This is a genomic window from Streptomyces sp. NPDC005794, from assembly GCF_042871445.1.
Lineage (GTDB): Bacteria > Actinomycetota > Actinomycetes > Streptomycetales > Streptomycetaceae > Streptomyces.
The window spans coordinates 1-21,472 of sequence record NZ_JBIAIN010000018.1 but is presented as its reverse complement, the minus strand read 5'-3'; the positions used below and the strand labels follow the sequence as shown (position 1 = coordinate 21,472).

Genomic DNA, 21,472 nt, shown 5'->3' with positions numbered 1-21,472 from the left:
CCCGGTCAACCGTAGCGCCTTACGCGTCGGCGTCCGTCCCGTGCGCCGCGACCTTGCGCTCCACGGCGGCCTTCACCAGACCGGCGAAGAGCGGGTGGGGGCGGGTGGGGCGGGAGCGCAGCTCCGGGTGCGCCTGGGTGGCGACCAGGTAGGGGTGCGCCTCGCGCGGGTACTCGACGTACTCGACGAGCTTGTTGTCCGGGGAGGTGCCGGAGAAGACCAGCCCTGCCTTCTTCTCGAGCTCGGCGCGGTAGCCGTTGTTGACCTCGTAGCGGTGGCGGTGGCGCTCCTCGACGTACGGCTCGCCCGCGTAGGCCTCACGGACCAGGGAGCCCTCGGCGAGCTTCGCCGGGTACAGGCCCAGCCGCATGGTGCCGCCCAGGTCGCCCGCGCCCTCCACGTACGCGAGCTGCTCCTCCATCGTCGAGATGACGGGGTGGGAGGTGGCCGCGTCGAACTCGGTGGAGTTGGCGTCGGGGATCCCGGCGAGGTTCCGCGCGGCCTCGATCACGATGCACTGGAGGCCGAGACAGAGGCCGAGCAGCGGCACCTTGTTCTCGCGGGCGTACTGGATCGCGCCGACCTTGCCGACCACACCGCGCTCGCCGAAGCCGCCGGGGATGCAGATCGCGTCGACGTCGCCGAGCTGCTGCTGCGCGCCCGCCGGGGTCTTGCAGTCGTCGGAGGCGACCCACTTGACCTTGACCCGCGCCTTGTTCGCGAAGCCGCCGGCCCGGATGGCCTCGGTGACCGAGAGGTAGGCGTCGGGCAGGTCGATGTACTTGCCGACCAGGGCGACGGTGACCTCGTGGTCGGGGTTGTGGACCCGGTCCAGCAGGTCGTCCCAGGTGGTCCAGTCCACATCACGGAACGGCAGGTCCAGCTTGCGGACGACGTAGGCGTCCAGGCCCTCGGTGTGCAGCACCTTGGGGATGTCGTAGATCGACCGGGCGTCCGGGCAGGCCACCACTGCGGTCTCGTCGACGTCGCACATCAACGAGATCTTGCGCTTGATGGCGGTCGGGACGTCGCGGTCGGCGCGCAGCACGATGGCGTCCGGCTGGATACCGATGTTGCGCAGGGCCGCGACGGAGTGCTGGGTCGGCTTCGTCTTCAGTTCGCCGGACGGGCCGATGTAGGGCAGGAGCGAGATGTGCACGACGAAGACGTTGTCGCGGCCGACCTCGTGGCGGACCTGGCGGACCGTCTCCAGGAAGGGAAGCGACTCGATGTCGCCGACCGTGCCGCCGACCTCGGTGATGACGACGTCCACGTCGTCGGTCGCCATGCGGCGGATGCGGTGCTTGATCTCGTTGGTGATGTGCGGGATGACCTGGACGGTGTCGCCGAGGTACTCGCCGCGCCGCTCCTTGGCGATGACCTGCGAGTAGACCTGGCCGGTCGTGACGTTGGCCGAACCGTCGAGGTCGACGTCGAGGAAGCGCTCGTAGTGACCGATGTCCAGGTCGGTCTCGGCGCCGTCGTTGGTGACGAACACCTCACCGTGCTGGAAGGGATTCATCGTGCCGGGGTCGACGTTCAGGTAGGGGTCGAGCTTCTGCATGGTGACCCGCAGGCCACGTGCCTTGAGCAGGGCACCCAGGCTGGAGGCAGTCAGACCCTTGCCGAGGGAGGAGGCGACACCCCCGGTGACGAAGATGTGCTTGGTCGTCGTGGATGTGGGCTGCATAGCCAAAGGGGGCTCCCGTGGTCGCGATCGTGAGGTGCGTGCCGGCATGCCGTACGGAGAATTCCGGAGGCGCCGTCGCTGCGGTTCGGGGGCCTCGTCCACTGGGGGGACGACCACCGGTCCACGGGCTACCAGGGTAACAGCGACGAAGAGAGGCCGCTTCCGGCCATGCCCCTTCCTCACGAACACAAGATCATCACGACCGTTTCAGGTCCCACCCATTCGCCGGTACCAGGCGACGGACAACCTGTGGACAGTGTCGCGCGGAACCCTCTGGTGCGTCGTATCCTGCTCAAACACTCGCTGCCGAGTTGGCCGGCCCAGCGGCTCCACCCCAGCCCGCTCACCCGCGCAAGAGCTCGTCGGTTCTATTACAACGACCCCTTGACCAGCAGTAAGCGCCCTTCGGGGCGACATGGCCGTTCGACTGGAGACGCACGTGGCCGGGCGCATCGAGGATTACGCACTCATCGGAGACATGCAGACCGCAGCCCTGGTCTGCCGGGACGGCACAGCGGACTGGCTGTGCCTGCCCCGTTTCGATTCACACGCGATTTTCGCCGGACTTCTCGGTACCGAGGAGCACGGTTTCTGGCGGCTGGGACCCGCCCGTCCCGAGGGGGCGGAGCCCCCTGCTGCGGACCGGCGCCGCTACCGCGGCGACTCACTCATCCTGGAATCGGAGTGGGACACCCCCCGCGGCACGGTCCGCGTGACCGATTTCATGCCGCCGCGTGACGGAGCGCCGCAGCTCATCCGCATCGTGGAGGGCGTGAGCGGCCGGGTGCCGATGCGCTCCGAACTCCGCATGCGTTTCAGCTACGGACGGGTCACCCCCTGGGTGCACAAGGTCGACGGCCGCACGGTCGCCGTCGCGGGCCCCGACTCTGTCTGGCTGGACACCGACACGGAGACGTACGGCCAGAATCTGACCACGTACTCCGATTTCACCGTGTCCCCCGGCGACCGGATCGCCTTCACCATCAGCTGGCAGCCCTCCCACCACGAGCCGCCGGCCATGCCGGAACCCGAGGCCTCCCTGGAGGCGACGGAGAACTTCTGGCGTGAGTGGGTCGAGCAGTGCACGTACCACGGGCCCTACCGTGAGGCGGTCGTCCGCTCGCTGATCACGCTGAAGGCGCTCACCTACGCACCGACCGGCGGCATCGTGGCGGCCCCGACCACCTCGCTGCCGGAGGACATCGGCGGTTCGCGGAACTGGGACTACCGCTACACCTGGCTGCGGGACGCGGCGATCACCCTGTCCTCCCTGCTGCGCACCGGTTACCGCGAGGAGGCCCGCGCCTGGCGCGAGTGGCTGCTCCGGGCCGTCGCGGGCGACCCGGAGAACCTGCAGATCATGTATGGCATCGCGGGTGAGCGGGAGCTCGGCGAGGCGGAGCTGGACTGGCTGCCCGGATACGAGAACTCCGGCCCGGTCCGGGTCGGCAACGGCGCCGCGAACCAGCTGCAGCTCGATGTGTACGGCGAGGTCACCGAGGCGCTGCACCTGGCGCACATGACGGGGCTGACCCGCAACGACTACGCGATGGGCCTCCAGCTCAAGCTGATCAGCTACCTGGAGAAGCACTGGGAGGAACCCGACGAGGGCATCTGGGAGGTGCGCGGGCCGCGCCGGCACTTCGTGCACTCCAAGGTGATGGCCTGGGTCGCGGTCGACCGCACGATCAAGCTGATCGAGTCCGGGGACGCGGAGGGGCCGCTGGAGCGGTGGCTCCAGCTCCGTGACGACATCCACCGCGATGTCTGCGAGCGGGGCTACGACCCCGAACGCAACACCTTCACCCAGTCCTACGGATCCCAGGAGCTGGACGCGTCCCTGCTGCTGATTCCGCAGATGGGCTTCCTGCCTCCGGACGACAAGCGCGTCATCGGCACGATCGAGGCGATCCAGCGGGAGCTGTCCACGGAGGACGGTTTCGTCCTGCGCTACCCCACCGAGGGCGACGACGCGGGTGTCGACGGCCTGGAGGGCGACGAGGGTGCGTTCCTGGCCTGCTCGTTCTGGCTGGCGGACGACCTGGCGATGATCGGCCGGGTCGACGAGGCCCGCCGGCTCTTCGAGAAGCTGCTCTCCCTCCGCAACGACCTCGGCCTGCTGGCCGAGGAGTGGGACTCCGGGCTCCAGCGCCAGGTGGGCAACTTCCCGCAGGCGTTCAGCCATGTGCCGCTGATCGACACGGCGCTGCGGCTGACGGCCAGTGGGGCGTACGTCGGCTGATCCTGCGTGGGATCCCGCCCCCGTGTCCCTCTCCCCCGGCGATGTCCGCCGCGTGGCCGACAGGACAGGGGGCGGGGTCCATGCCCCTGCCCGGGTGATCCCCTCCTCGCGTACAGCGGGAGGAAGCCTGGCCGTCCGGTGCCGGCTCGACCCCTCGGGCGGTGCCCCTGCGGAACGGCCGATGTCCGCGGCCGGGCCTACGCTGGGAGGGTCCTGCTAAGCCCTGCAAAGGGGGTTCACATGACACCCCGCACGCCTTCGACGACGGGCGCCGCCCCGACCGGCTTCCGCTCCGGTTTCACCGGTGAGATCCACGTCCCCGGCGACCCGGGCTACGACGAGGCCCGTGCCGTTTTCAACAGCATGATCGACCGCAGACCCGCAGTGGTGGCCCAGTGCGTCACCGAGGCGGATGTCGCGCGGGCGCTGCGCTTCGCACGCGACGAGGACCTGGAGGTCGCCGTCCGCGGAGGCGGTCACAGCGTGGCGGGCATGGCCCTGAGCGAAGGCGGCCTGGTGATCGATCTGCGCCGGATGAGCGCGGTGGACGTCGACAGGGACGCCCGCTCGGCCCGCGTGGGCGGCGGCGCCACCATGGGAGACCTGGACCGGGCCACCCAGCCGTACGCCCTGGCGACCACGGGCGGGCGGGTCTCCACCACCGGTGTCGGCGGCTTCACCCTGGGCGGCGGGTCGGGGTGGCTGGAGCGCGCCTTCGGACTGGCCTGTGACAATCTGCTGGCCGCCGATGTGGTGACGGCGGACGGCGGCACCGTACACGCGAGCGCGGACGAGAACCCGGAGCTCTTCTGGGCCCTGCACGGCGGCGGCGGCAATTTCGGGGTGGTCACCTCCCTGACGCTCCGGCTGCACGACCTGCCGGCGATGAGCATGGCGCTGCTCCTCCTCCGCCCCGAGAACGGCCCGGAAGCGGTCCGTGCGTACCGGGACGTGATGGAGTCCGCCCCGGACGCGGCGGGCGGCGCCTGCCTCTACATCACCGGGCCGCCCGAGGAGTGGGTGCCCGAGGCCATGGTGGGCGGCCTCGTGTGCGCGGTCCTGGTCACCTACGCCGGTACGGAGGCGGAGCTGCGCGACGTGGCGGCCCCCCTGCTGGCCCTGGAGCGCGAGGCGGACATGATCACCGCCATTCCCTACGCGGACCTGCAGTGCATGCTCGACGATCCGCCCGGCATGCGGAACCACTGGTCGGCGGAGTATCTGGACGGCTTTCCCGACGAGGCCGCAGCCGCCTTCTGTGCCGGCGCCGCCACGATGCCCGTCCCTTCCGGTTCCCAGCACGTGCTGTTCCCGATGGGCGGCGCGGTGGCCCGGGGGCCGGCCGACTACCCGCTGCCGTGGCGCTCCTCCCCGTGGGCCGTACATCCGTTCGGTGTCTGGGAGAGCGCGGCGGACGACGAGCGGGCCACAGCATGGGTGCGCGAGGTACGCCGCGCCGTCATGCCGTGGGCGAGCGGGGCGGTCTACCTCAACTTCATCGGACGCGAGGGCCAGGAACGGGTCGTCGCCGGGTTCGGGGAGCACGCCTACGAGCGGCTGTCCCGCGTGAAGGCTCGCTACGACCCGGACAACGTGTTCCATCTGAACCACAACGTCAAGCCGGCCGTGGCCGTGGTGTGACGTGCCCGGGCGAGGGCCGGTAACTTCCTGACCGGGGGTGTTCGCGCCCCTCGTACACGAGGGCACGAGCGCGGATGCGCACGAACGGAAGTACGAGGCCGGAGCCGGTGGAGACAGAGGGCGGGATCACCGTGCGGCGGGCGCTGGAACTGCCGGGGCTGCGCGGCGGGCTCCCGGAGGTGCTGACCTGCGCGGACCGGCTGGACCGTGCGGTGCGCTGGGTGCACGCCGGTGAGGCGCCGAACATCCCCGCCCTGCTGAAGGGCGGCGAGCTGCTGCTCACGACGGGTCTCGGCCTCGGGTCACGGCCCGCCGACCAGCGCGCCTTCGTCCGCAAGCTGGCCGACCGCGGCATCGCGGCCCTGGTCGTGGAACTCGGCCCGCGCTTCGGCCGGCTGCCCGCGGCGATCGTGGAGGCCGCGCGGACAGCGGGGCTGCCGCTCGTCCAGCTGCACCGCGAGGTGCCGTTCGTAGCGGTGACCGAGGAGATCCACACCGAGATCGTCAACGGCCACTACACCCTGCTCCAGCGGGCGGAGGAGGTCCACCGGCGGTGTACCCAGGCGGTGCTCGGCGGCGGCGGGGTGCCGCAGGTCCTGGGGATCCTGGCGGACTTCGCCGCGAACCCGGTCTTCCTGGAGACCCCGGACGGCCGGCTGCTGTTCGCCGCGGGGACCGGGACCGGGCCGGTGGGCGCCGATCCGCTGCAGGTCTGGGAGGGGCTGCGCGGTGCACGCGCGGCCCGTGAGGCGCCACCGGCCGGCGCGGTCCTGGTGGAGGTACCGGGAGGCGGGCTCGGTGCCGGTTCCGTACGGGCCCGGCTGGTACTGCTCGCGGTGTCGGGCCCCCTGGTGACGGTGCACCGGATGGCGGCCGAGCGGGCGGCGGGCATCCTGGCGGTCGTGCTGATGCAGGCCCGTCAGGAGGACGAACTGGCGGCCCGGGGACGCGGGGACTTCCTCACGGACCTCGCGGAGGGGCGGGTCGCTCCCGAGGACGCCCCCGCGCAGGCCGGGGTGCTGGGGTTCAGGCCGGGCGGGGATCCGCTGCTGCCGGTGGTGATGCGGCTCGCGCCCGAGTCGGCGCCGTCGGGCAGCTGGGCGCTGCTGGCCCGGGCGGTGGCGGAGGAGCTCGCCGCGGTGGGTGCGCCCGCACTGGTGGGGGTGCGCCCGGTGGAGGGCAGGGTTCCGCTGTTGCTGGCGCTGCGCCCCGGGACGACGCGTACGGCGCTCGCTGACCGGGTGGCGGCGGCACTGCGGACCGGGACCGGCCGGGCGGGCCTGGAGCGGGCCGGGGACCGTACGCCGGTCGTCGTGGTGGTCGGCGCCGCGGTCGGCTGGGCGGCGGCGGGCCCGGGGCTGCGGCACGCGGCGGAGGCGGCGACCGCCGCGCAGGGGCTCACGGAGCGCCCCTGGTACGACGCGCGCCGCCTGGACATCGACCTGCTGCTGTGGCGGCTGCGTGACCATCCGGATCTGGAGTCGTTCGTGGACCGGGCGATCGGGCCGCTGCGTGAGCACGACCGGACCTCGCGCCCGGCGCTGCTGCCCACGCTGGAGGCGTACCTCGCCCACGCGGGCCGCAAGGCGGAGGCGGCACGCGAACTGCATCTGAACCGGCAGACGCTCTACAACCGGCTGGCCCGCATCGGCGAACTGCTCGGCACGGACCTGGACGACCCGCAGTCGGTGCTCGCCCTGAGCCTGGCCCTGCGGGCCCGCCGCCACACGCGCTGAGGCCTACCCCGTCGGCGATTGCGCCAACTCGTCGTAGACGGAGAGCACATGGGCGATCGTGTCGTCCTCGGTCGGCCAGTTCGCGGCCTGCGCGCGCCCCGAGTCGGCGAGTCGCTCCCGCTGCCCGGGGTCGCCGAGGAGCCGCACGACGGCACCGGCCAGCGCTCCGGCATCCCCGTACGGGACCAACTGGGCTGCTTCGCCCACGAGTTCGGGCAGTCCGTCGGCGCGGGCCGCGACCAGCGGGATGCCCAGCCGCAGGGCTCCCCGGGCGAGCAGCGACCCTCCCTCCCCCTGACCGGACAGTACGGCGATGTCTGCGGCGGCGAGGAGTTCGCCGATGTCGTCCGAGCCGCCGGCGAGGACGACGGGCAGCCCTTCCGCCGCGATCCGGCGCCGCAGGGCACCGGACCGGGGCCCCTCCCCCACGACAGCCAGCAGGGGAACTGGGTCCAGCGCGCGCCACTCGCGTACCGCGTCCAGCAGCGTCTCGTGACCGCGCTGCGCCACCGATACCAGTAACGGCCTTCCGATCGCGCCCAGTTCGGCGCGCGTCTTGCCGTCGTCGGGGGACTCCGGCGCACTGGGGAAGCGACTCGCGGGCATCGCGGCCGGCGCGAGCCGCGCGTCCCTGGCGCCCCGGCGGCGGGCTCGGTCGACCAGCTCCCACGAGGTGCCCAGCACGACGGCGGCCGCGCGGGCGGCCCTTCGCTCCAGCAGCCGCAGCAGCCGGCCGCGGGCGCCCTCGGCATGGGCGCGGGTGTGCCAGGTCACGACCAGCGGGGTGCCCCGGCCGCTGAGCGCGATCCCGGCGCGTACGGCGGCGTGCAGCCCGTGCGCGTGGACGATGTCCGCCCCGGTGCAGGCGGTCCGGAGCGCGGCGACGGCGGCGGGGTCACTGCGCCGGGGCACCGCGACGAAGCGGGCGCCCGTCGCGGGAAGGCCGTGGGCGTGGCCGGAACCGGCCGGGGCGCAGACGGTGACCTGTACGCCCCTCGCGACCAGACCCGCGGCGAGCGAGCTGACATGAGCGCTGCTTCCGGCACCGCCGCCCAGGACTTGGACCGTACGCAGCTGTGACACGTTGATTGGCTCCCGGGGCTCCCGACTCGGCGGTATGTACAGCTCCAAGGATGCCAGTCCGTACGCACGTTCCGGCACCGACGAAACGTTCTTCCCGCCGTCACGGCGACAGCGGATCGGGCCGCCCCACTCGTACGAGTGAGCAGGGCGGCGCGGAACTGACGCCGTCGGCCCGCTATCCGTCGGCCCGCGCGGTCTCCAGCAGCTCCTCGGCGTGTGCCCGGGCGGTCTCCGAGTCCTCCTGCCCGGCGAGCATCCGGGAGAGCTCCCGCACGCGGTCCTCACCTTCCAGGACCGTGACGCCGCTCCTGGTCACCGATCCGTCCACGGTCTTCTCGACCAGCAACTGCCGGTCGGCGAAGGCCGCCACCTGCGGCAGGTGGGTGACCACGACGACCTGCGCGGACCTGGCCAGCTTCGCCAGCCGCCGGCCGACCTCGACGGCCGCCTTGCCGCCGACACCCGCGTCGACCTCGTCGAAGAGGTACGTGGGCACGGGGTCTGAGCCCGCGAAGACCACCTCCACGGCGAGCATCACCCGGGACAGCTCACCGCCCGAGGCGCCCTTGGCGATCGGCCGGGGCTGGGCCCCGGGGTGCGGGGCCAGCAGGAGCTCCACCTCGTCGGCGCCGGACGGCCCGTAGAGCACGCTCCGGCCTCCGATGTCGATGCCGGACGCCTCGTCCGGCGCCTCGGTCTGCCCGATGGCGAAGGAGACCCGTGCGTGCGGCATCGCGAGCGACGCCAGCTCCTCCGTGACGGCGGCGGCGAACCGCGCCGCCGCCTCCGTCCGCGCGTCGGTCAGCGCCTGCCCGAGGACGGAGAGCTCGGCGCGCAGTGCGTCGCGCTCCGCCGTCAGCTCACCGATGCGGTCGTCGTCGCCCTCCAGCTCGGTCAGCCGGGAGGCGCCGTCCTCGGCCCAGGTGAGCACGGAGGTGATGTCCTGTCCGTACTTGCGGGTCAGCGCGGTGAGCGCCGCCCGCCGCTCCTCCACGGCGGCGAGCCGCAGCGGGTCGGCGTCCAGCTGATCGGCGTATCCGGCGAGTTCACCGGCCACGTCGGCCAGCAGGATCGAGATCTCGCCGATCCGGTCGGCGAGCGCGGCCAGCGCGGAGTCGTGCGCCCGTACGGCGTCCAGGGACTGCCCGGCGGCGGCGACCACCGTGGTGGCGTCCAGGCCCTCCTGGTCCTCCGGATCGCCCGCGAGCGCCGCGTGGGCGAGGGCCGCCGCAGAGGCGAGGGCCTCGGCGTGGCCGAGCCGTTCGGCCTCCGCGGCGAGTTCGGTGTCCTCCCCCGGCAAGGGCTCCACGGCGGCGACCTCGTCGAGGCCGAAGCGCAGCAGATCCGCTTCCTGGGCGCGCTCCCTGGCCCGGGTGGTCAGCTCGTCGAGCTCCGCGACGACCGCGCGCAGCCGCCGGTAGGCGGCGGCGTACTCGGTGTGCGGGCCCTCCACACGGCCACCGGCGTAACGGTCCAGGGCCTGACGCTGCCGTGCCGGCTTGAGCAGGCCCTGCTGGTCGGTCTGGCCGTGCACGGCGACGAGTTCGTCGGCGAGCTCGGCGAGCACTCCCACGGGCACGGATCTGCCCCCGAGATAGGCCCGGGAGCGCCCTTCCGCCGAAACGGTACGGCTGATGAGCAGCGCACCGTCCTCGATCTCGCCCCCGGCCTCCTCGGCGCGCACCGCCGCCGCGTCGCCCCGGGACACCGTGATCCGCCCCTCGACGACCGCGGCCTTGGCACCGACCCGCACCAGGGCGGGGTCGGCGCGCCCGCCGAGCAGCAGCCCGAGGCTGGTGACGACCATGGTCTTGCCCGCGCCGGTCTCGCCCGTCACCGCGGTGAAACCGGGTGACAGCTCCACCACCGCGTCGTCGATGACTCCGAGCGACCGTATCCGCATCTCCTCCAACACGGACATGACCTTACGAGGTCCGGAGCCCGGTGTGTGACGGACCCCGGTGACGGATTCACTCACGCGGGTGTGCGCAGCGGCCCGGGAAATCAGTGCGGAGCGCCCCGCCAGCCCTGTACGGGCAACGCGAACTTGGCCACCAGACGGTCGGTGAACGACGCCTGGTGCAGTCGCGCGAGCCGTACGGGCACCGTGCCGCGCCGTACCTCCACCCTGGCCCCGGCGGGCAGCTCGACGGTCCGCCGCCCGTCGCACCACAGCACCCCGTGCGGGGTGTGCGGCTGGACCTCCACGGCCAGCACGGAGTCGGGCGAGGTCACCAGCGGCTTCGCGAACAGCGCGTGGGCGCTGATCGGCACCATGAGCAGGGCCTCGACCTCCGGCCAGACGACGGGGCCGCCCGCCGAGAAGGCGTACGCGGTCGAGCCGGTCGGGGTGGCGCAGACGATCCCGTCGCATCCGAAGCCGGTCACCGGCCGTCCGTCGATCTCCAGGACGACCTCCAGCATCCGCTCGGGCGAGACCTTCTGGACGGCGGCCTCGTTGAGCGCCCAGTCGGTGTGCACGATGTCACCGTTGCTGTGCACGACGACGTCGAGGGTCATGCGCTCCTCGACCTGGTACGCCCGGGTGACGACCCGGTCGACCACCTTGTCCAGGTCGTCACGTTCGGCCTCGGCCAGGAATCCCACCCGTCCGAGGTTGACGCCGAGCATCGGTACGCCCGAGGCGCGGGAGATCTCGGCGCCGCGCAGCAGCGTCCCGTCCCCGCCGAGCACGATCAGCAGTTCGCAGCCGTCCACGGCGGTGGGCGTCGCGTCCGTGACCGTCACCACCGAGGGCGGCAGCGGCAGGTCCTGCGCCTCCACGGCCAGCACCCGGACGCCGAGGCCGTTCCTCAGCAGGCCCTGGACCACCAGCTCGGCGCTGCGGATCGCAGCCGGACGGCCGGTGTGCGCCAGCAGGAAGACAGTGCGTTCCGCGTTCTCCGGTTGTGCCGCATGCGTCGTCAACGGGGCCCCTCCGCCACTGCACGGTCGACATCCGCGGGATCCAGCTCAGGTGCGCCGGCCCGCAGCCACAGAAAGTACTCGACATTTCCCGACGGGCCGGGCAGCGGGCTCGCCGTGACCCCGTGGACGCCGAGGCCCAGCAGACCGGCCCGGCGCGCCACTTCCCGTACGGCTTCGGCCCGCAGCTCGGGGCTGCGGACCACACCGCCGCTGCCGAGGCGCTCCTTGCCCACCTCGAACTGCGGCTTGACCATGAGCACCAGGTCGGCATCGGGGGCGGCGCAGCGCGCGAGGGCGGGCAGCACCAGGCCGAGCGGGATGAACGAGAGGTCTCCCACCACCAGGTCCACCGCCTTCCCGTCGATCTGCTCCAACGTCAACTCCCGTACGTTGGTGCGGTCCTTGACGGTGACGCGTTCATCGGACTGCAGCGACCAGGCGAGCTGTCCGTAGCCGACGTCGACGGCGACGACATGGCCGGCGCCGGCCCGCAGCAGTACATCGGTGAAGCCGCCGGTCGAGGCCCCGGCGTCCAGTGCCCGCCGCCCCTCGACCTGCAGACCCAGCGGAACGAAGGCGGCGAGGGCGCCCGCGAGTTTGTGCCCGCCGCGCGAGACGTACTCGGGGTCGCTGTCGTCCTTGACGACGACGACGGCGGCGCTGGTCTCGACCTGGGTGGCGGGCTTGGTCGCGGTGTTCCCGCCGACGGTCACCCGCCCCGCTGCGATCAGTTGGCTCGCGTGCTCGCGCGAGCGGGCCAGCTTGCGGCGTACCAGCTCGGCGTCGAGGCGGCGACGTGCCACTCCTGCCACGTTCGGTTCAGCTCCTGTTGTCGTGCGCGGGCGTCGGTGCGGGTGCGGGCCGTGCGTCCAGTGCGGTGAGTTCGTCGCGCAGCCCACGGTGTACATCCTCGTACACCTCGGCGTGGCCGTCCGCCGCGAGGTGGTCCGCGTCGGCCAGCCGCTCCAGTCGCCCATCGACACCGGGGTGCCCGGTGGGGGTGCGCGCGACCCCGAGGGGCGCGGGCGGGACGGGGTCGAGGGAGGGCGCGGGAGGCGCGGCGGGCAGCGTCGCGGCCGCTTCGTCCGCCTCGTCCCGCTGCGCCGTGTCCGGCCCCGGCATCCAGTCACTCATGCGGGAACGCTACCTCGAAGGGCCGGTGTACCGTCGGTGACGATGGCGACCATGGAGGAGTGCCGCAGCGCACTCGACACACTTTCCGGCAATCTGGCGGGGGCCGACGGCGACGTACGCGGCGCCGCCGACCTCGACCGCTCGCTGAGCTGCCACATCAGGGATCTCGACGTGACGTTCACCGGACGGCTGGCGAACGGCCGGATCCGGGTGCTGGACACGCACGACGGCCCGCCCAGGGAGAAGGCCGAGATCCGGCTCGCGATGACCGGGGACGACCTGGTGGCCATGGTGGGCGGCGAGCTGCATTTCGCGAAGGCCTGGGCGTCCGGCCGGGTGCGGCTGGAGGCCGGGTTCCGCGATCTGCTGAAGCTCAAGTCGCTGCTGTAGCCCGTCAGGGGCTCAGACGGAGGCCGCCGTGCGCTTCCTGCGGGCGGCGGGGACGACGAGCGGGGTTCCCGTCTCGGGGTCGTCGATGACCTGGCACCGCATCCCGAAGACCTCCTCCACGAGCTGTGCGGTGACGACGTCCCCGGGCGCGCCCTCGGCGATGATCTCGCCCTCGCGCAGGGCGATGAGGTGGGTGGCGTACCGGGCGGCGTGGTTGAGGTCGTGCAGCACGGCGACCAGGGTGCGGCCCTGCGTCTCGTGCAGTTCCGCGCAGAGGTCGAGTACGTCGATCTGGTGCTGGATGTCGAGGTACGTCGTCGGCTCGTCGAGCAGCAGGAGCGGCGTCTGCTGGGCGAGGGCCATGGCGATCCAGACCCGCTGGCGCTGGCCGCCGGACAGTTCGTCGACGTAGCGGTCGGCGAGCTCGCCGACGCCGGTCGACTCCATGGACTCCTTCACGATCCGCTCGTCCTCGGGCGACCACTGGCGCAGCAGCCCCTGATGGGGGTAGCGGCCGCGCGAGACGAGGTCGGCGACGGTGATGCCGTCCGGGGCTATGGAGGACTGGGGCAGCAGGCCCAGGGTCCTGGCGACCTTCTTCGCGGGCATCCGGTGGATGGACTGCCCGTCCAGCAGGACGTCTCCGCCTGTCGGCTTCAGCATCCGGGAGAGGGCGCGCAGCAGGGTCGACTTGCCGCAGGCGTTGGGGCCGACGATGACCGTGAAGGAGTTGTCGGGGATCTCGACCGAGAGGTTCTCGGCGATGACCCGCCGGTCGTAGCCGAGGGTCACCGAATCCGCGGTGAGGCGCTGCATGGTCGTACTCCCGGAGTCTGTGGGGATGGTCTGCGAGGTGCCCGGCGTTCCCTGGTTCATACGCGCCCCGCCCTGCGCTCCGACACGAGGAGCCACAGCAGGTAGCAGCCGCCGAGCACGCCCGTGACGACGCCCACCGGGAGCTGGCGGTCCCCGAAGGCGTTCATGGCGGTCCAGTCGGCGACCAGCAGCAGGGCCGCGCCCGTGGCGGCCGCGGCCGCCAGGTTGGGGCCGGGTGCGCGCGTGAGGCGGCGGGCGACCTGCGGGGCGCTGAGCGAGACGAAGACGATGGGCCCGGCGGCGGCGGTGGCGACGGCGACGAGCAGCACGGCGCAGGACAGCAGGACGAGCCGGGTGCGTTCCACCTGTACGCCCAGGGCGTGGGCGGCGTCGTCCCCCATCTCGATCATGCGCAGGGCCCGGCCGTGGCCGAGGATCAGGGGCATCAGGACACAGCAGACCGCGAGCAGCGGCCAGACCTGGGCCCAGTCCCGGCCGTCCAGCGAGCCGGTCATCCAGACGACCGCGCGGGTGGCGTCGACGAGGTTGGCCTTGGTGATCAGATAGTGGGTCGCCGCGGTGAGCATCGCGGCGGCGCCGATGCCGACGAGCACGAGCCGGTAGCCGTGCACCCCACGCTTCCAGGCCAGCAGGTAGACGGCGGCGCCCGTCAGCAGGCCGCCGCCGACGGCACCCGCCGCGACCTCGGTGGGTCCGCCGTGGAAGAGCACGATCACGATGAGTGCGCCGACCGCGGAACCCTGGCCGAAGCCGAGGACGTCGGGGCTGCCGAGCGGATTGCGGGAGACGCTCTGGAACACGGCGCCGCCGACACCGAGCGCGGCGCCGACCAGCAGCCCGACCAGGACCCTGGGCAGCCGGAGTTCGGTGACGATGAACTCCTGCTGGAAGGTTCCGTTGCCGAACAGCGTGGTGACGACCTGCCCGGGTGACATGGCGTAGTCGCCGCTGCCGATCAGCACCACGGCGGCGAAGGCGGCCGCCGCGACGAGCAGCGCGATCACGGCGGACGCGCGCGCGTCCACCCGGAAGGAGAGCCCGCCGGCCGTCCGCAGGGCGTGGACGGTTCTGGTGGTGTCCTGCGCGGCCTTCACAGCTGGGCCATCCTTTTGCGCCGTACGAGATGGATGAAGACGGGCCCGCCCAGCAACGCGGTGACGATGCCGACCTGCAGCTCGGAGGGGCGGGCGATGACCCTGCCCACCACGTCGGCGCCCAGCAGCAGCACGGGCGCGAGGACGGCCGCGTAGGGCAGAATCCACCGCATGTCCGGGCCTGTGAGGGTGCGGACCAGGTGCGGGATCATCAGCCCGATGAAGACGATCGGCCCGCAGGCGGCGGTCGCCGCCCCGCAGAGCAGGGTGACGGCCACCATCGCGAGGACGCGGGTACGGGTCAGGTGCGCGCCGAGCGCCCTGGCCGTGTCGTCGCCCATCTCCAGCGCGTTGAGCGGCCGGGCGAGGAAGAGGGCCAGCAGCACCCCGAGCGCGATGAACGGCCACACCTTGCCCACGGTCTCCGGGTTCGCCGAGGCCAGCGACCCCACGGTCCAGAAGCGCAACCGGTCCAGCGCCGCCGAGTCCAGCAGCTGTACGGCGTTGACGTAACCGAACAGCGCCGCGGTGACCGCCGTACCGGCGAGCGCCAGGCGCACGGGGTTCGCGGAGCGGCTTCCGCCGAGCAGGTACACCGCCACGGAGACGATCGCGGCACCGCCGAACGCGAACCAGACGTACCCGGTCAGCGAGGTGACGCCGAAGAAGGCGATGGCCGAGACGACGGCCGCCGCCGCGCCCGCGTTGACGCCCAGCAGACCGGGCTCGGCGAGCGGGTTACGGGTCAGCGCCTGCATCACCGCGCCGGCCAGCCCCAGCGCGGCCCCGACGATCAGCCCCAGCACGGTGCGCGGGACCCGTACATCCCGTACGAGGACGTCCCCGCTGGTGCCCGCGTAGTGGAACAGACCGTGCCACACCTCGGAGAGCGGGAGGGCCTTGGCGCCGATCGCGACACTCGCGAGGCACACCAGCACCAGCACACCTACGGCGACCAGCAGGCCGGCGGCTCGTACCGCATGGCGCCCGGCGCGCACGGGTTCGTCCGGCGCGGCCGCGCGAGCGGCGGCGTTCGTTTCAGAAGGACTCTCGACCAACACCGGGTTAGGGTAGCCTACCCTCCGATCCGGCGACCCATGGGTGCCGGAGGCATACGTCGTAGGCCCCGGCCCTGCGCCTTTCAGCGATCAGCCCGCTCTCGGCCCCGGATGCCACGCGCTCCGCGCGGACCGATCGCGCGGGCTCCGCACACGGCGCCCGTGGGGACGCCGCGACATCCGGCCCGGGGCCACGGCTCCGCGGAGCGTGCCCCGGGCGTCCGCGGCTACAGCCCGAGCCTGGCCACTGCCTTCCCCGCGTCCAGCCCGCACGAGCCCTCCCCGGCATGCGTCCACGCGGCCCCGCACAGGGCCCGCAGCCCGTCGATCGTGTCGCCGTCGCCCTCCAGCACGAGCACGTCCCCGCGCGCCACGGCCGTCCAGCCGCCGCAGCGGAAGACGCCGTCCTCCTCCGGCACCTCGGGCTGCCCGGTGAGCAGCCCCCGCAGGTCCCGGTCCACATAGGTCGGGCGGTACTTGGGTTCGGCCGCGATCAGCTGTGCCGCGTCGGTCACCCCGGTGAGGACGAGCAGCGAGTCCACGCCGCCGTTGAACGCTCCCTCGATGTCCGTGTCCAGCCGGTCCCCGACGACCAACGGCCGCTTCGCCCCCGTCCGCAGCACGGTCTCGCGGTGCATCGGCGGCAGCGGCTTGCCGGCGACCTGCGGCTCGGCACCGGTGGCGATGCGTACGACCTCCACCGCCGCACCGTTGCCAGGGGCGATACCCCGGGCACCCGGGATCGTCAGGTCCGTGTTGGACGCGAACCACACGGCCCCGCGCGAGATCGCGTACGCCGCTTCGGCGAACCGTCCCCACGGCAGATCGGGCCCGCCGAAACCCTGCGCCACGGCCACCGGCTCGTCGTCCGCCGACTCCACCGGCACCAGGCCCCGCTCGCGCAGCGCGACCCGCAGCCCTTCGCCACCGACCACGAGCACCCTGGCCCCGGCCGGCAGCTGATCGGCCATCAGCCGGGCCACCGCCTGCGCCGACGTGATCACATCAGCGGCATCGGCCGGCACCCCGAGCTCCGTCAGGTGCTCCGCCACCGCGTCCGGCGTCCGCAGCGCGTTGTTCGTCACGTATGCCAGATGCATGCCGCCCGCGCGTGCGCTGCCCAGCGACCCGACGGCGTGCACGATCGCGTGCCCGCCCGCGTAGACCACTCCGTCGAGATCGAGCAGGGCCGTGTCGTACGCCTCGCTCAGCGCCACGGCGCTTCCGAGCGGCCGGGACCTGTACTGCTGATGACTCATATACCTGTGCTCCTCATTCCATGCCTCTCCCCCGATCATCGCCCATCGCCGGAGCGCACATACGATGCCCGGATGAACACAACCGGGTGCGCCGCCGGCCAGGGACTACGGCTGATCCCCTTCCGTGGACTGCGATACGTCCCCGAGCGGGTCGGCAGCCTGGCGGCGGTCACCTCACCTCCGTACGACGTCGTCGTACGGCCGGACGGTCTGCACCACCTGGAGTCCGCCGACCCGCACAACATCGTGCGGCTGATCCTCCCGCAGGCCGGCACGGCCTCCGAGCGTCACCGGCAGGCAGCCGACACCCTGAAGCACTGGCTCGCGGAGGGCGTCCTCGCCCCGGACCCGGTGCCCGTGCTGTACGTCTACGAGCAGCGCGCCGACGACATCCTTCAGCGCGGTGTGATCGGGGCCCTGGCGCTGTCCCCCGCGTCGGAGGGCGTCGTCCTGCCGCACGAGGACGTCATGGCCGATGTCGTGGAGGACCGCGCCGACCTGATGCGCACGGCGGCCGCCCACCTCGAACCCCTGCTCCTCAGCTACGCGGGTGACGGCACGCCGAGCGGCACGACGGCCGTCATCGAGCGGGTGGTGGAACGCCTTCCGCTCCTCACCACGACGACCGAGGACGGTTTCAGCCACCGTCTCTGGGCCGTCACCGATCCTGCGGAGCAGGCGGAGATCGAGTCCGACCTCTCCCGCCGCCAGGCCCTGATCGCCGACGGCCACCACCGCTGGGCCACGTATCTGCGGCTCCAGCAGGAGCAGTCCGTACCCGGCCCCTGGGACTTCGGTCTCGTCCTGCTCGTGGACACCGCCCGTTATCCGCTGCGGGTGCGCGCCATCCACCGGCTGCTGCACCGCCTCCCGGTCGCCCAGGCGCTCCGCGCCCTCGACGGCCGCTTCCGCGTCCGGTCCGTCGACGGGCCGCTGCCCCGGGCGCTCGACGCGCTCGCGGACGCCGCCACGGAGGGCAACGCCTTCCTTCTCGCGGGCGACGGCCGGTTCCACCTGGTCGACCGGCCCGACGAGCAGCTGCTGGCCCGCACGATCCGTGCCGACCGGCCGGACGCCTGGCGTGCGCTCGACGCGACCGTGCTGCATTCCACGCTCCTCGACGACGTATGGCGGATCCCTGACGCCCCCGAGCACATCGCCTACATCCATGACACGGCGGCGGCGGTCGAGCAGGCGGAACGGCACGGCGCCACGGCGGTACTGATGCACCCCGTGCGCGAGGACGTGGTCCGGGACCTGGCCAGACAGGGCGTCACGATGCCCCGCAAGTCGACCTCGTTCGGCCCCAAGCCGGCCACGGGGCTGGTCCTGCGCAGTCTCGGCGCAGGCTGAGCAGATCCCCTCAGGCGCGAAGGCGCGGCGCACGGCTGTGGCGAGACCGACGCGGCGGCGCTCGTGGTCGGGGCACGGGGCGGTCGGGCCACGGGGCCGGCGGTCGTTGCGGTGCAGGTGAGGCTGCCGCCCGCTCCGTGGCCGTCGGCATACGCGCCTTTGGAGGCAGCGCCCATGTCTTCCCCGCCGGCCTCACCGCCGACGGGGAAAGCCACCTCGTGGCCGACGCCCTCACCTGTGTCGTCACCCGTCCACGCCACGTGGCTGTCGCTGAACTCCTGGTCAGGCCGACCGGTCAGGCCTGACATCGCCTGATGCCATGGGCTTCGAGGCCCCCGCACGCAAAAGAGGGCGGCGCCCGTTGTGGGTGCCGCCCTCTTCATGTTCCGTTTGTCAGCGGTACTCAGGCCTTCGCGGGCCCGTCGACGTCGCCGTCCTCTTCGCCGTCCACGTCGTCCGCGTCGTCCGCGTCGTCGAACTCGGCCTCGTCGGCCTCGTCCTGGTCGTCCGTGGTCCGGCCTTCGACGCCTTCGGCGTCGTCCGCTCGGCCGGTGTGCTCGTCGTCGTCGAGCACATCGACGAACTCCACACCTTCGAGTTCGGCCAGCCGGTCGGACGCGTCGGTCGCACCGTCCTTGTCGGCCTCCAGGGCCTTCCCGAACCACTCACGGGCCTCGTCCTTGCGACCTGCTTCCAGGAGCGCGTCGGCGTAGGCGTAACGCAGGCGCGGCGTCCACGAGTGGACGGCGCTGGAGGCGAGCTCAGGGCTCTGCAGCGTGACGATCGCAGCGTCGATCTGCCCCATGTCCCTGCGGGCGCCTGCGGCGACCAGGCGCATCTCGACCTGGCCGGCCTTGTCCAGCTTCTGCACCTCGGGCTCACCGGCCATGGCCATGGCCCGCTCGGGCCGGCCCAGTCCGCGCTCGCAGTCAGCCATGACGGGCCACAGCTCCACGGAGCCGGTCATCCGACGCGACGCCCGGAACTCGGCCAGCGCTTCGGCGTACTTCTGGGTGGCGTACGCGGCGAAGCCCGCCGCCTCACGTACCGCGGCGACCCTCGACGCCAGCCGAAGGGCGATACGCGAATAGGCGTAGGCCTGCTCAGGGTCCTCGTCGATCAGACGGGCGACCATGACGAGGTTCCGTGCGACATCCTCGGCGAGGGTCTTCGGCAGGCTCATCAGCTCCTGTCGGACGTCCTTGTCGATCTCGTCGCCGGTGACCTCGTCAGGAATGGGAAGCCGCTTGATGGGCTCACGGTCCCGGTCGTCACGTCCCTGGTAACCGCCACGGTCGTCACGACCCCGGTAGCCACCACGGTCGTTGCCCCTGTCGTTGTCACGGCGCGGGCCACGGTCCCGGTCGCGGTCGTCGCGACGGAAACCGCCACCGGCGCTGCCACCACGGCTGTCGTCGCGGCGGAAACCACCACCGGCGCTACCACCACGGCTGTCGTCACGGCGGAAACCACCACCGCCGCCTGAGCCGCGATTGTCGTCTCGGCGGAAGCCGCCGCCGGTGCTGCCACCACGGTCGTCGTCGCGGCGCGGGCCACGCGGCCGGTCGTCACGACGCTCGAAGCCACCGCCGGCGGGACGACCACCACGGTCATCACGCTGACCACCGCGGTACCCACCACGGTCGTCCTCACGGCGCGGAGCACGGTCGTCACGACGGAAGCTGCTGGGCCGGTCGTCATCCCGGCGCGGGCCACGGTCCCGGTCGCGGTCGTCGCGACGGAAACCGCCACCGGTGCCGGCAGCACCACGACTGTCATCGCGGCGGAAACCACCACCGCCGCCTGAGCCGCGATTGTCGTCTCGGCGGAAGCCGCCGCCGGTGCTGCCACCACGCTCGTCGTCACGGCGCGGGCCACGCGGCCGGTCGTCACGACGCTCGAAGCCACCGCCGGCGGGACGACCACCACGGTCATCACGCTGACCACCGCGGTACCCACCACGGTCGTCCTCACGGCGCGGAGCACGGTCCCGGTCGCGGTCGTCGCGACGGAAACCGCCACCGGTACTGCCGCCTCGGCTGTCGTCTCGGCGGAAGCCGCCGCCGGTGCTGCCACCACGGTCGTCGTCGCGGCGCGGGCCACGCGGCCGGTCGTCACGACGCTCGAAGCCACCGCCGGCGGGACGACCACCACGGTCATCACGCTGACCACCGCGGTACCCACCACGGTCGTCCTCACGGCGCGGAGCACGGTCGTCACGACGGAAGCTGCTGGGCCGGTCGTCATCACGGCGCGGGCCACGGTCCCGGTCGCGGTCGTCGCGACGGAAACCGCCACCGGCGCTGCCACCACGGCTGTCGTCGCGGCGGAAACCACCACCGGCGCTACCACCACGGCTGTCGTCACGGCGGAAACCACCACCGCCGCCTGAGCCGCGATTGTCGTCTCGGCGGAAGCCGCCGCCGGTGCTGCCACCACGCTCGTCGTCACGGCGCGGGCCACGCGGCCGGTCGTCACGACGCTCGAAACCACCGCCGGCGGGACGACCACCACGGTCATCACGCTGACCACCGCGGTACCCACCACGGTCGTCCTCACGGCGCGGAGCACGGTCCCGGTCGCGGTCGTCGCGGCGGAAACCGCCACCGGTGCCGGCAGCACCACGACTGTCGTCACGGCGCGGGCCACGGTCCCGGTCGCGGTCGTCGCGGCGGAAGCCACCACGGTCGTTGTCACGTCGAGGCGCACCGGACCGGTCGTCACGACCGCCTCGGAAGCCGCCCTTGTCACCCCCGTCCCGGCGACGCGGCTCGCGCTCCGGACGGTCGTCGGAAGAGTTGGTGGACATGGGGGTGACTCCTGTCATCGGGTACCACAGACATTCTCGCGCAGCCGACCATCCGACGCGCTTCGGCAAACAAAAAAGGACCCTCGGCCCCAGCATGAACGCTGGGACCAAGGGTCCTGAAAGATTGTTCGGCGGCGTCCTACTCTCCCACAGGGTCCCCCCTGCAGTACCATCGGCGCTGAAAGGCTTAGCTTCCGGGTTCGGAATGTAACCGGGCG

The 21,472-nt window shown here is 72.4% G+C and carries 18 protein-coding genes and 1 rRNA gene; 6 read left to right on the top strand and 13 right to left on the bottom strand.

The genetic code is table 11. The features are described 5' to 3' along the window. Positions 1–19: 19 nt before the first annotated feature. Positions 20–1,690 (bottom strand): CTP synthase, encoded by a 1,671-nt coding sequence (locus tag ACFYQ5_RS26345; protein ID WP_389200992.1) that lies wholly within the window; start codon positions 1,688–1,690, stop codon positions 20–22. Between the two features lie 439 nt (positions 1,691–2,129). On the opposite strand from ACFYQ5_RS26345, the gene ACFYQ5_RS26340 reads away from it, so the two are divergent. From ACFYQ5_RS26340 to ACFYQ5_RS26330, 3 genes are all read left to right on the top strand, one after another. Beyond that, positions 2,130–3,932: a glycoside hydrolase family 15 protein gene (locus ACFYQ5_RS26340; protein ID WP_389201216.1), complete on the top strand. Its 1,803-nt coding sequence runs from the start codon at positions 2,130–2,132 to the stop codon at positions 3,930–3,932. Between the two features lie 240 nt (positions 3,933–4,172). Then, complete coding sequence (locus ACFYQ5_RS26335; protein ID WP_389200990.1) at positions 4,173–5,573, top strand: FAD-binding oxidoreductase; 1,401 nt, start codon at positions 4,173–4,175, stop codon at positions 5,571–5,573. 107 nt (positions 5,574–5,680) lie between these two features. Beyond that, positions 5,681–7,309, top strand: a complete 1,629-nt coding sequence (locus tag ACFYQ5_RS26330; RefSeq protein WP_389201215.1) for a PucR family transcriptional regulator — start codon at positions 5,681–5,683, stop codon at positions 7,307–7,309. 3 nt (positions 7,310–7,312) lie between these two features. On the opposite strand, the gene ACFYQ5_RS26325 is transcribed toward ACFYQ5_RS26330, so the two are convergent. The 5 genes from ACFYQ5_RS26325 to ACFYQ5_RS26305 all read right to left on the bottom strand — a co-directional run bounded on the left by ACFYQ5_RS26325 (position 7,313) and on the right by ACFYQ5_RS26305 (position 12,454). Next, positions 7,313–8,392 carry a glycosyltransferase family 4 protein gene (locus ACFYQ5_RS26325; RefSeq protein WP_389200988.1) on the bottom strand — a complete coding sequence of 360 codons (1,080 nt, stop codon included), beginning with the start codon at positions 8,390–8,392 and terminating at the stop codon, positions 7,313–7,315. A 175-nt stretch (positions 8,393–8,567) separates the two neighbouring features. Beyond that, positions 8,568–10,313, bottom strand: coding sequence for a DNA repair protein RecN (gene recN / locus ACFYQ5_RS26320; RefSeq protein WP_389200986.1), 1,746 nt, complete (start codon positions 10,311–10,313; stop codon positions 8,568–8,570). An 83-nt stretch (positions 10,314–10,396) separates the two neighbouring features. Then, the gene (locus tag ACFYQ5_RS26315; protein WP_389200984.1) at positions 10,397–11,320 is read right to left on the bottom strand and encodes an NAD kinase; all 924 of its coding nucleotides are present in this window, start codon (positions 11,318–11,320) and stop codon (positions 10,397–10,399) included. Beyond that, entirely contained in the window at positions 11,317–12,132 is an 816-nt protein-coding gene (locus ACFYQ5_RS26310; RefSeq protein WP_389200983.1) for a TlyA family RNA methyltransferase, read from the bottom strand. Before ACFYQ5_RS26310 ends, ACFYQ5_RS26315 begins: the two co-directional genes overlap by 4 nt. Before the next feature lie 7 nt (positions 12,133–12,139). Further along, the gene (locus ACFYQ5_RS26305) at positions 12,140–12,454 is read right to left on the bottom strand and encodes a hypothetical protein (RefSeq protein ID WP_389200982.1); all 315 of its coding nucleotides are present in this window, start codon (positions 12,452–12,454) and stop codon (positions 12,140–12,142) included. 42 nt (positions 12,455–12,496) lie between these two features. Between ACFYQ5_RS26305 and ACFYQ5_RS26300 the strand changes: the two genes are divergently transcribed. Then, positions 12,497–12,844 carry an alkyl sulfatase C-terminal domain-containing protein gene (locus ACFYQ5_RS26300; protein ID WP_389200980.1) on the top strand — a complete coding sequence of 116 codons (348 nt, stop codon included), beginning with the start codon at positions 12,497–12,499 and terminating at the stop codon, positions 12,842–12,844. 12 nt (positions 12,845–12,856) lie between these two features. On the opposite strand, the gene ACFYQ5_RS26295 is transcribed toward ACFYQ5_RS26300, so the two are convergent. The 4 genes from ACFYQ5_RS26295 to ACFYQ5_RS26280 all read right to left on the bottom strand — a co-directional run bounded on the left by ACFYQ5_RS26295 (position 12,857) and on the right by ACFYQ5_RS26280 (position 17,092). Further along, a complete protein-coding gene (locus ACFYQ5_RS26295) occupies positions 12,857–13,660 on the bottom strand; it encodes an ABC transporter ATP-binding protein (protein WP_389200978.1) in 804 nt (267 codons plus the stop codon). A gap of 56 nt (positions 13,661–13,716) precedes the next feature. Continuing rightward, positions 13,717–14,775 carry a FecCD family ABC transporter permease gene (locus ACFYQ5_RS26290; RefSeq protein ID WP_389200976.1) on the bottom strand — a complete coding sequence of 353 codons (1,059 nt, stop codon included), beginning with the start codon at positions 14,773–14,775 and terminating at the stop codon, positions 13,717–13,719. Beyond that, complete coding sequence (locus tag ACFYQ5_RS26285; protein WP_389201213.1) at positions 14,772–15,773, bottom strand: FecCD family ABC transporter permease; 1,002 nt, start codon at positions 15,771–15,773, stop codon at positions 14,772–14,774. The genes ACFYQ5_RS26290 and ACFYQ5_RS26285 overlap by 4 nt, the downstream gene beginning before the upstream one ends. Before the next feature lie 287 nt (positions 15,774–16,060). Continuing rightward, a complete protein-coding gene (locus ACFYQ5_RS26280; RefSeq protein WP_389200974.1) occupies positions 16,061–17,092 on the bottom strand; it encodes an HAD hydrolase-like protein in 1,032 nt (343 codons plus the stop codon). 72 nt (positions 17,093–17,164) lie between these two features. On the opposite strand from ACFYQ5_RS26280, the gene ACFYQ5_RS26275 reads away from it, so the two are divergent. Further along, positions 17,165–18,445 carry a DUF1015 family protein gene (locus ACFYQ5_RS26275; RefSeq protein ID WP_389200971.1) on the top strand — a complete coding sequence of 427 codons (1,281 nt, stop codon included), beginning with the start codon at positions 17,165–17,167 and terminating at the stop codon, positions 18,443–18,445. A gap of 137 nt (positions 18,446–18,582) precedes the next feature. After that, complete coding sequence (locus ACFYQ5_RS26270; protein WP_389200970.1) at positions 18,583–18,750, top strand: hypothetical protein; 168 nt, start codon at positions 18,583–18,585, stop codon at positions 18,748–18,750. A 98-nt stretch (positions 18,751–18,848) separates the two neighbouring features. Here ACFYQ5_RS26270 and ACFYQ5_RS26265 read toward each other — a convergent pair whose 3' ends face one another. From ACFYQ5_RS26265 to rrf, 3 genes are all read right to left on the bottom strand, one after another. Next, complete coding sequence (locus tag ACFYQ5_RS26265) at positions 18,849–19,628, bottom strand: hypothetical protein (RefSeq protein ID WP_389200968.1); 780 nt, start codon at positions 19,626–19,628, stop codon at positions 18,849–18,851. Further along, positions 19,628–21,154 carry a hypothetical protein gene (locus tag ACFYQ5_RS26260; protein WP_389200966.1) on the bottom strand — a complete coding sequence of 509 codons (1,527 nt, stop codon included), beginning with the start codon at positions 21,152–21,154 and terminating at the stop codon, positions 19,628–19,630. Before ACFYQ5_RS26260 ends, ACFYQ5_RS26265 begins: the two co-directional genes overlap by 1 nt. A 226-nt stretch (positions 21,155–21,380) precedes the next feature. Beyond that, a 5S ribosomal RNA gene (gene rrf, locus ACFYQ5_RS26255) occupies positions 21,381–21,472 on the bottom strand; the annotation flags it as partial.

Excerpts from the sequence above, each read along its gene's own strand:
- ACFYQ5_RS26275 (WP_389200971.1), top strand. The coding sequence starts at position 17,165 with ATGAACACAACCGGGTGCGCCGCCGGCCAGGGACTACGGCTGATCCCC.
- ACFYQ5_RS26345 (WP_389200992.1), bottom strand. The coding sequence starts at position 1,690 with ATGCAGCCCACATCCACGACGACCAAGCACATCTTCGTCACCGGGGGT.
- ACFYQ5_RS26335 (WP_389200990.1), top strand. The coding sequence starts at position 4,173 with ATGACACCCCGCACGCCTTCGACGACGGGCGCCGCCCCGACCGGCTTC.
- ACFYQ5_RS26300 (WP_389200980.1), top strand. The coding sequence starts at position 12,497 with ATGGCGACCATGGAGGAGTGCCGCAGCGCACTCGACACACTTTCCGGC.
- ACFYQ5_RS26280 (WP_389200974.1), bottom strand. The coding sequence starts at position 17,092 with ATGAGTCATCAGCAGTACAGGTCCCGGCCGCTCGGAAGCGCCGTGGCG.
- ACFYQ5_RS26305 (WP_389200982.1), bottom strand. The coding sequence starts at position 12,454 with ATGAGTGACTGGATGCCGGGGCCGGACACGGCGCAGCGGGACGAGGCG.
- recN (WP_389200986.1), bottom strand. The coding sequence starts at position 10,313 with ATGTCCGTGTTGGAGGAGATGCGGATACGGTCGCTCGGAGTCATCGAC.
- ACFYQ5_RS26265 (WP_389200968.1), bottom strand. The coding sequence starts at position 19,628 with ATGAGCCTGCCGAAGACCCTCGCCGAGGATGTCGCACGGAACCTCGTC.
- ACFYQ5_RS26295 (WP_389200978.1), bottom strand. The coding sequence starts at position 13,660 with ATGCAGCGCCTCACCGCGGATTCGGTGACCCTCGGCTACGACCGGCGG.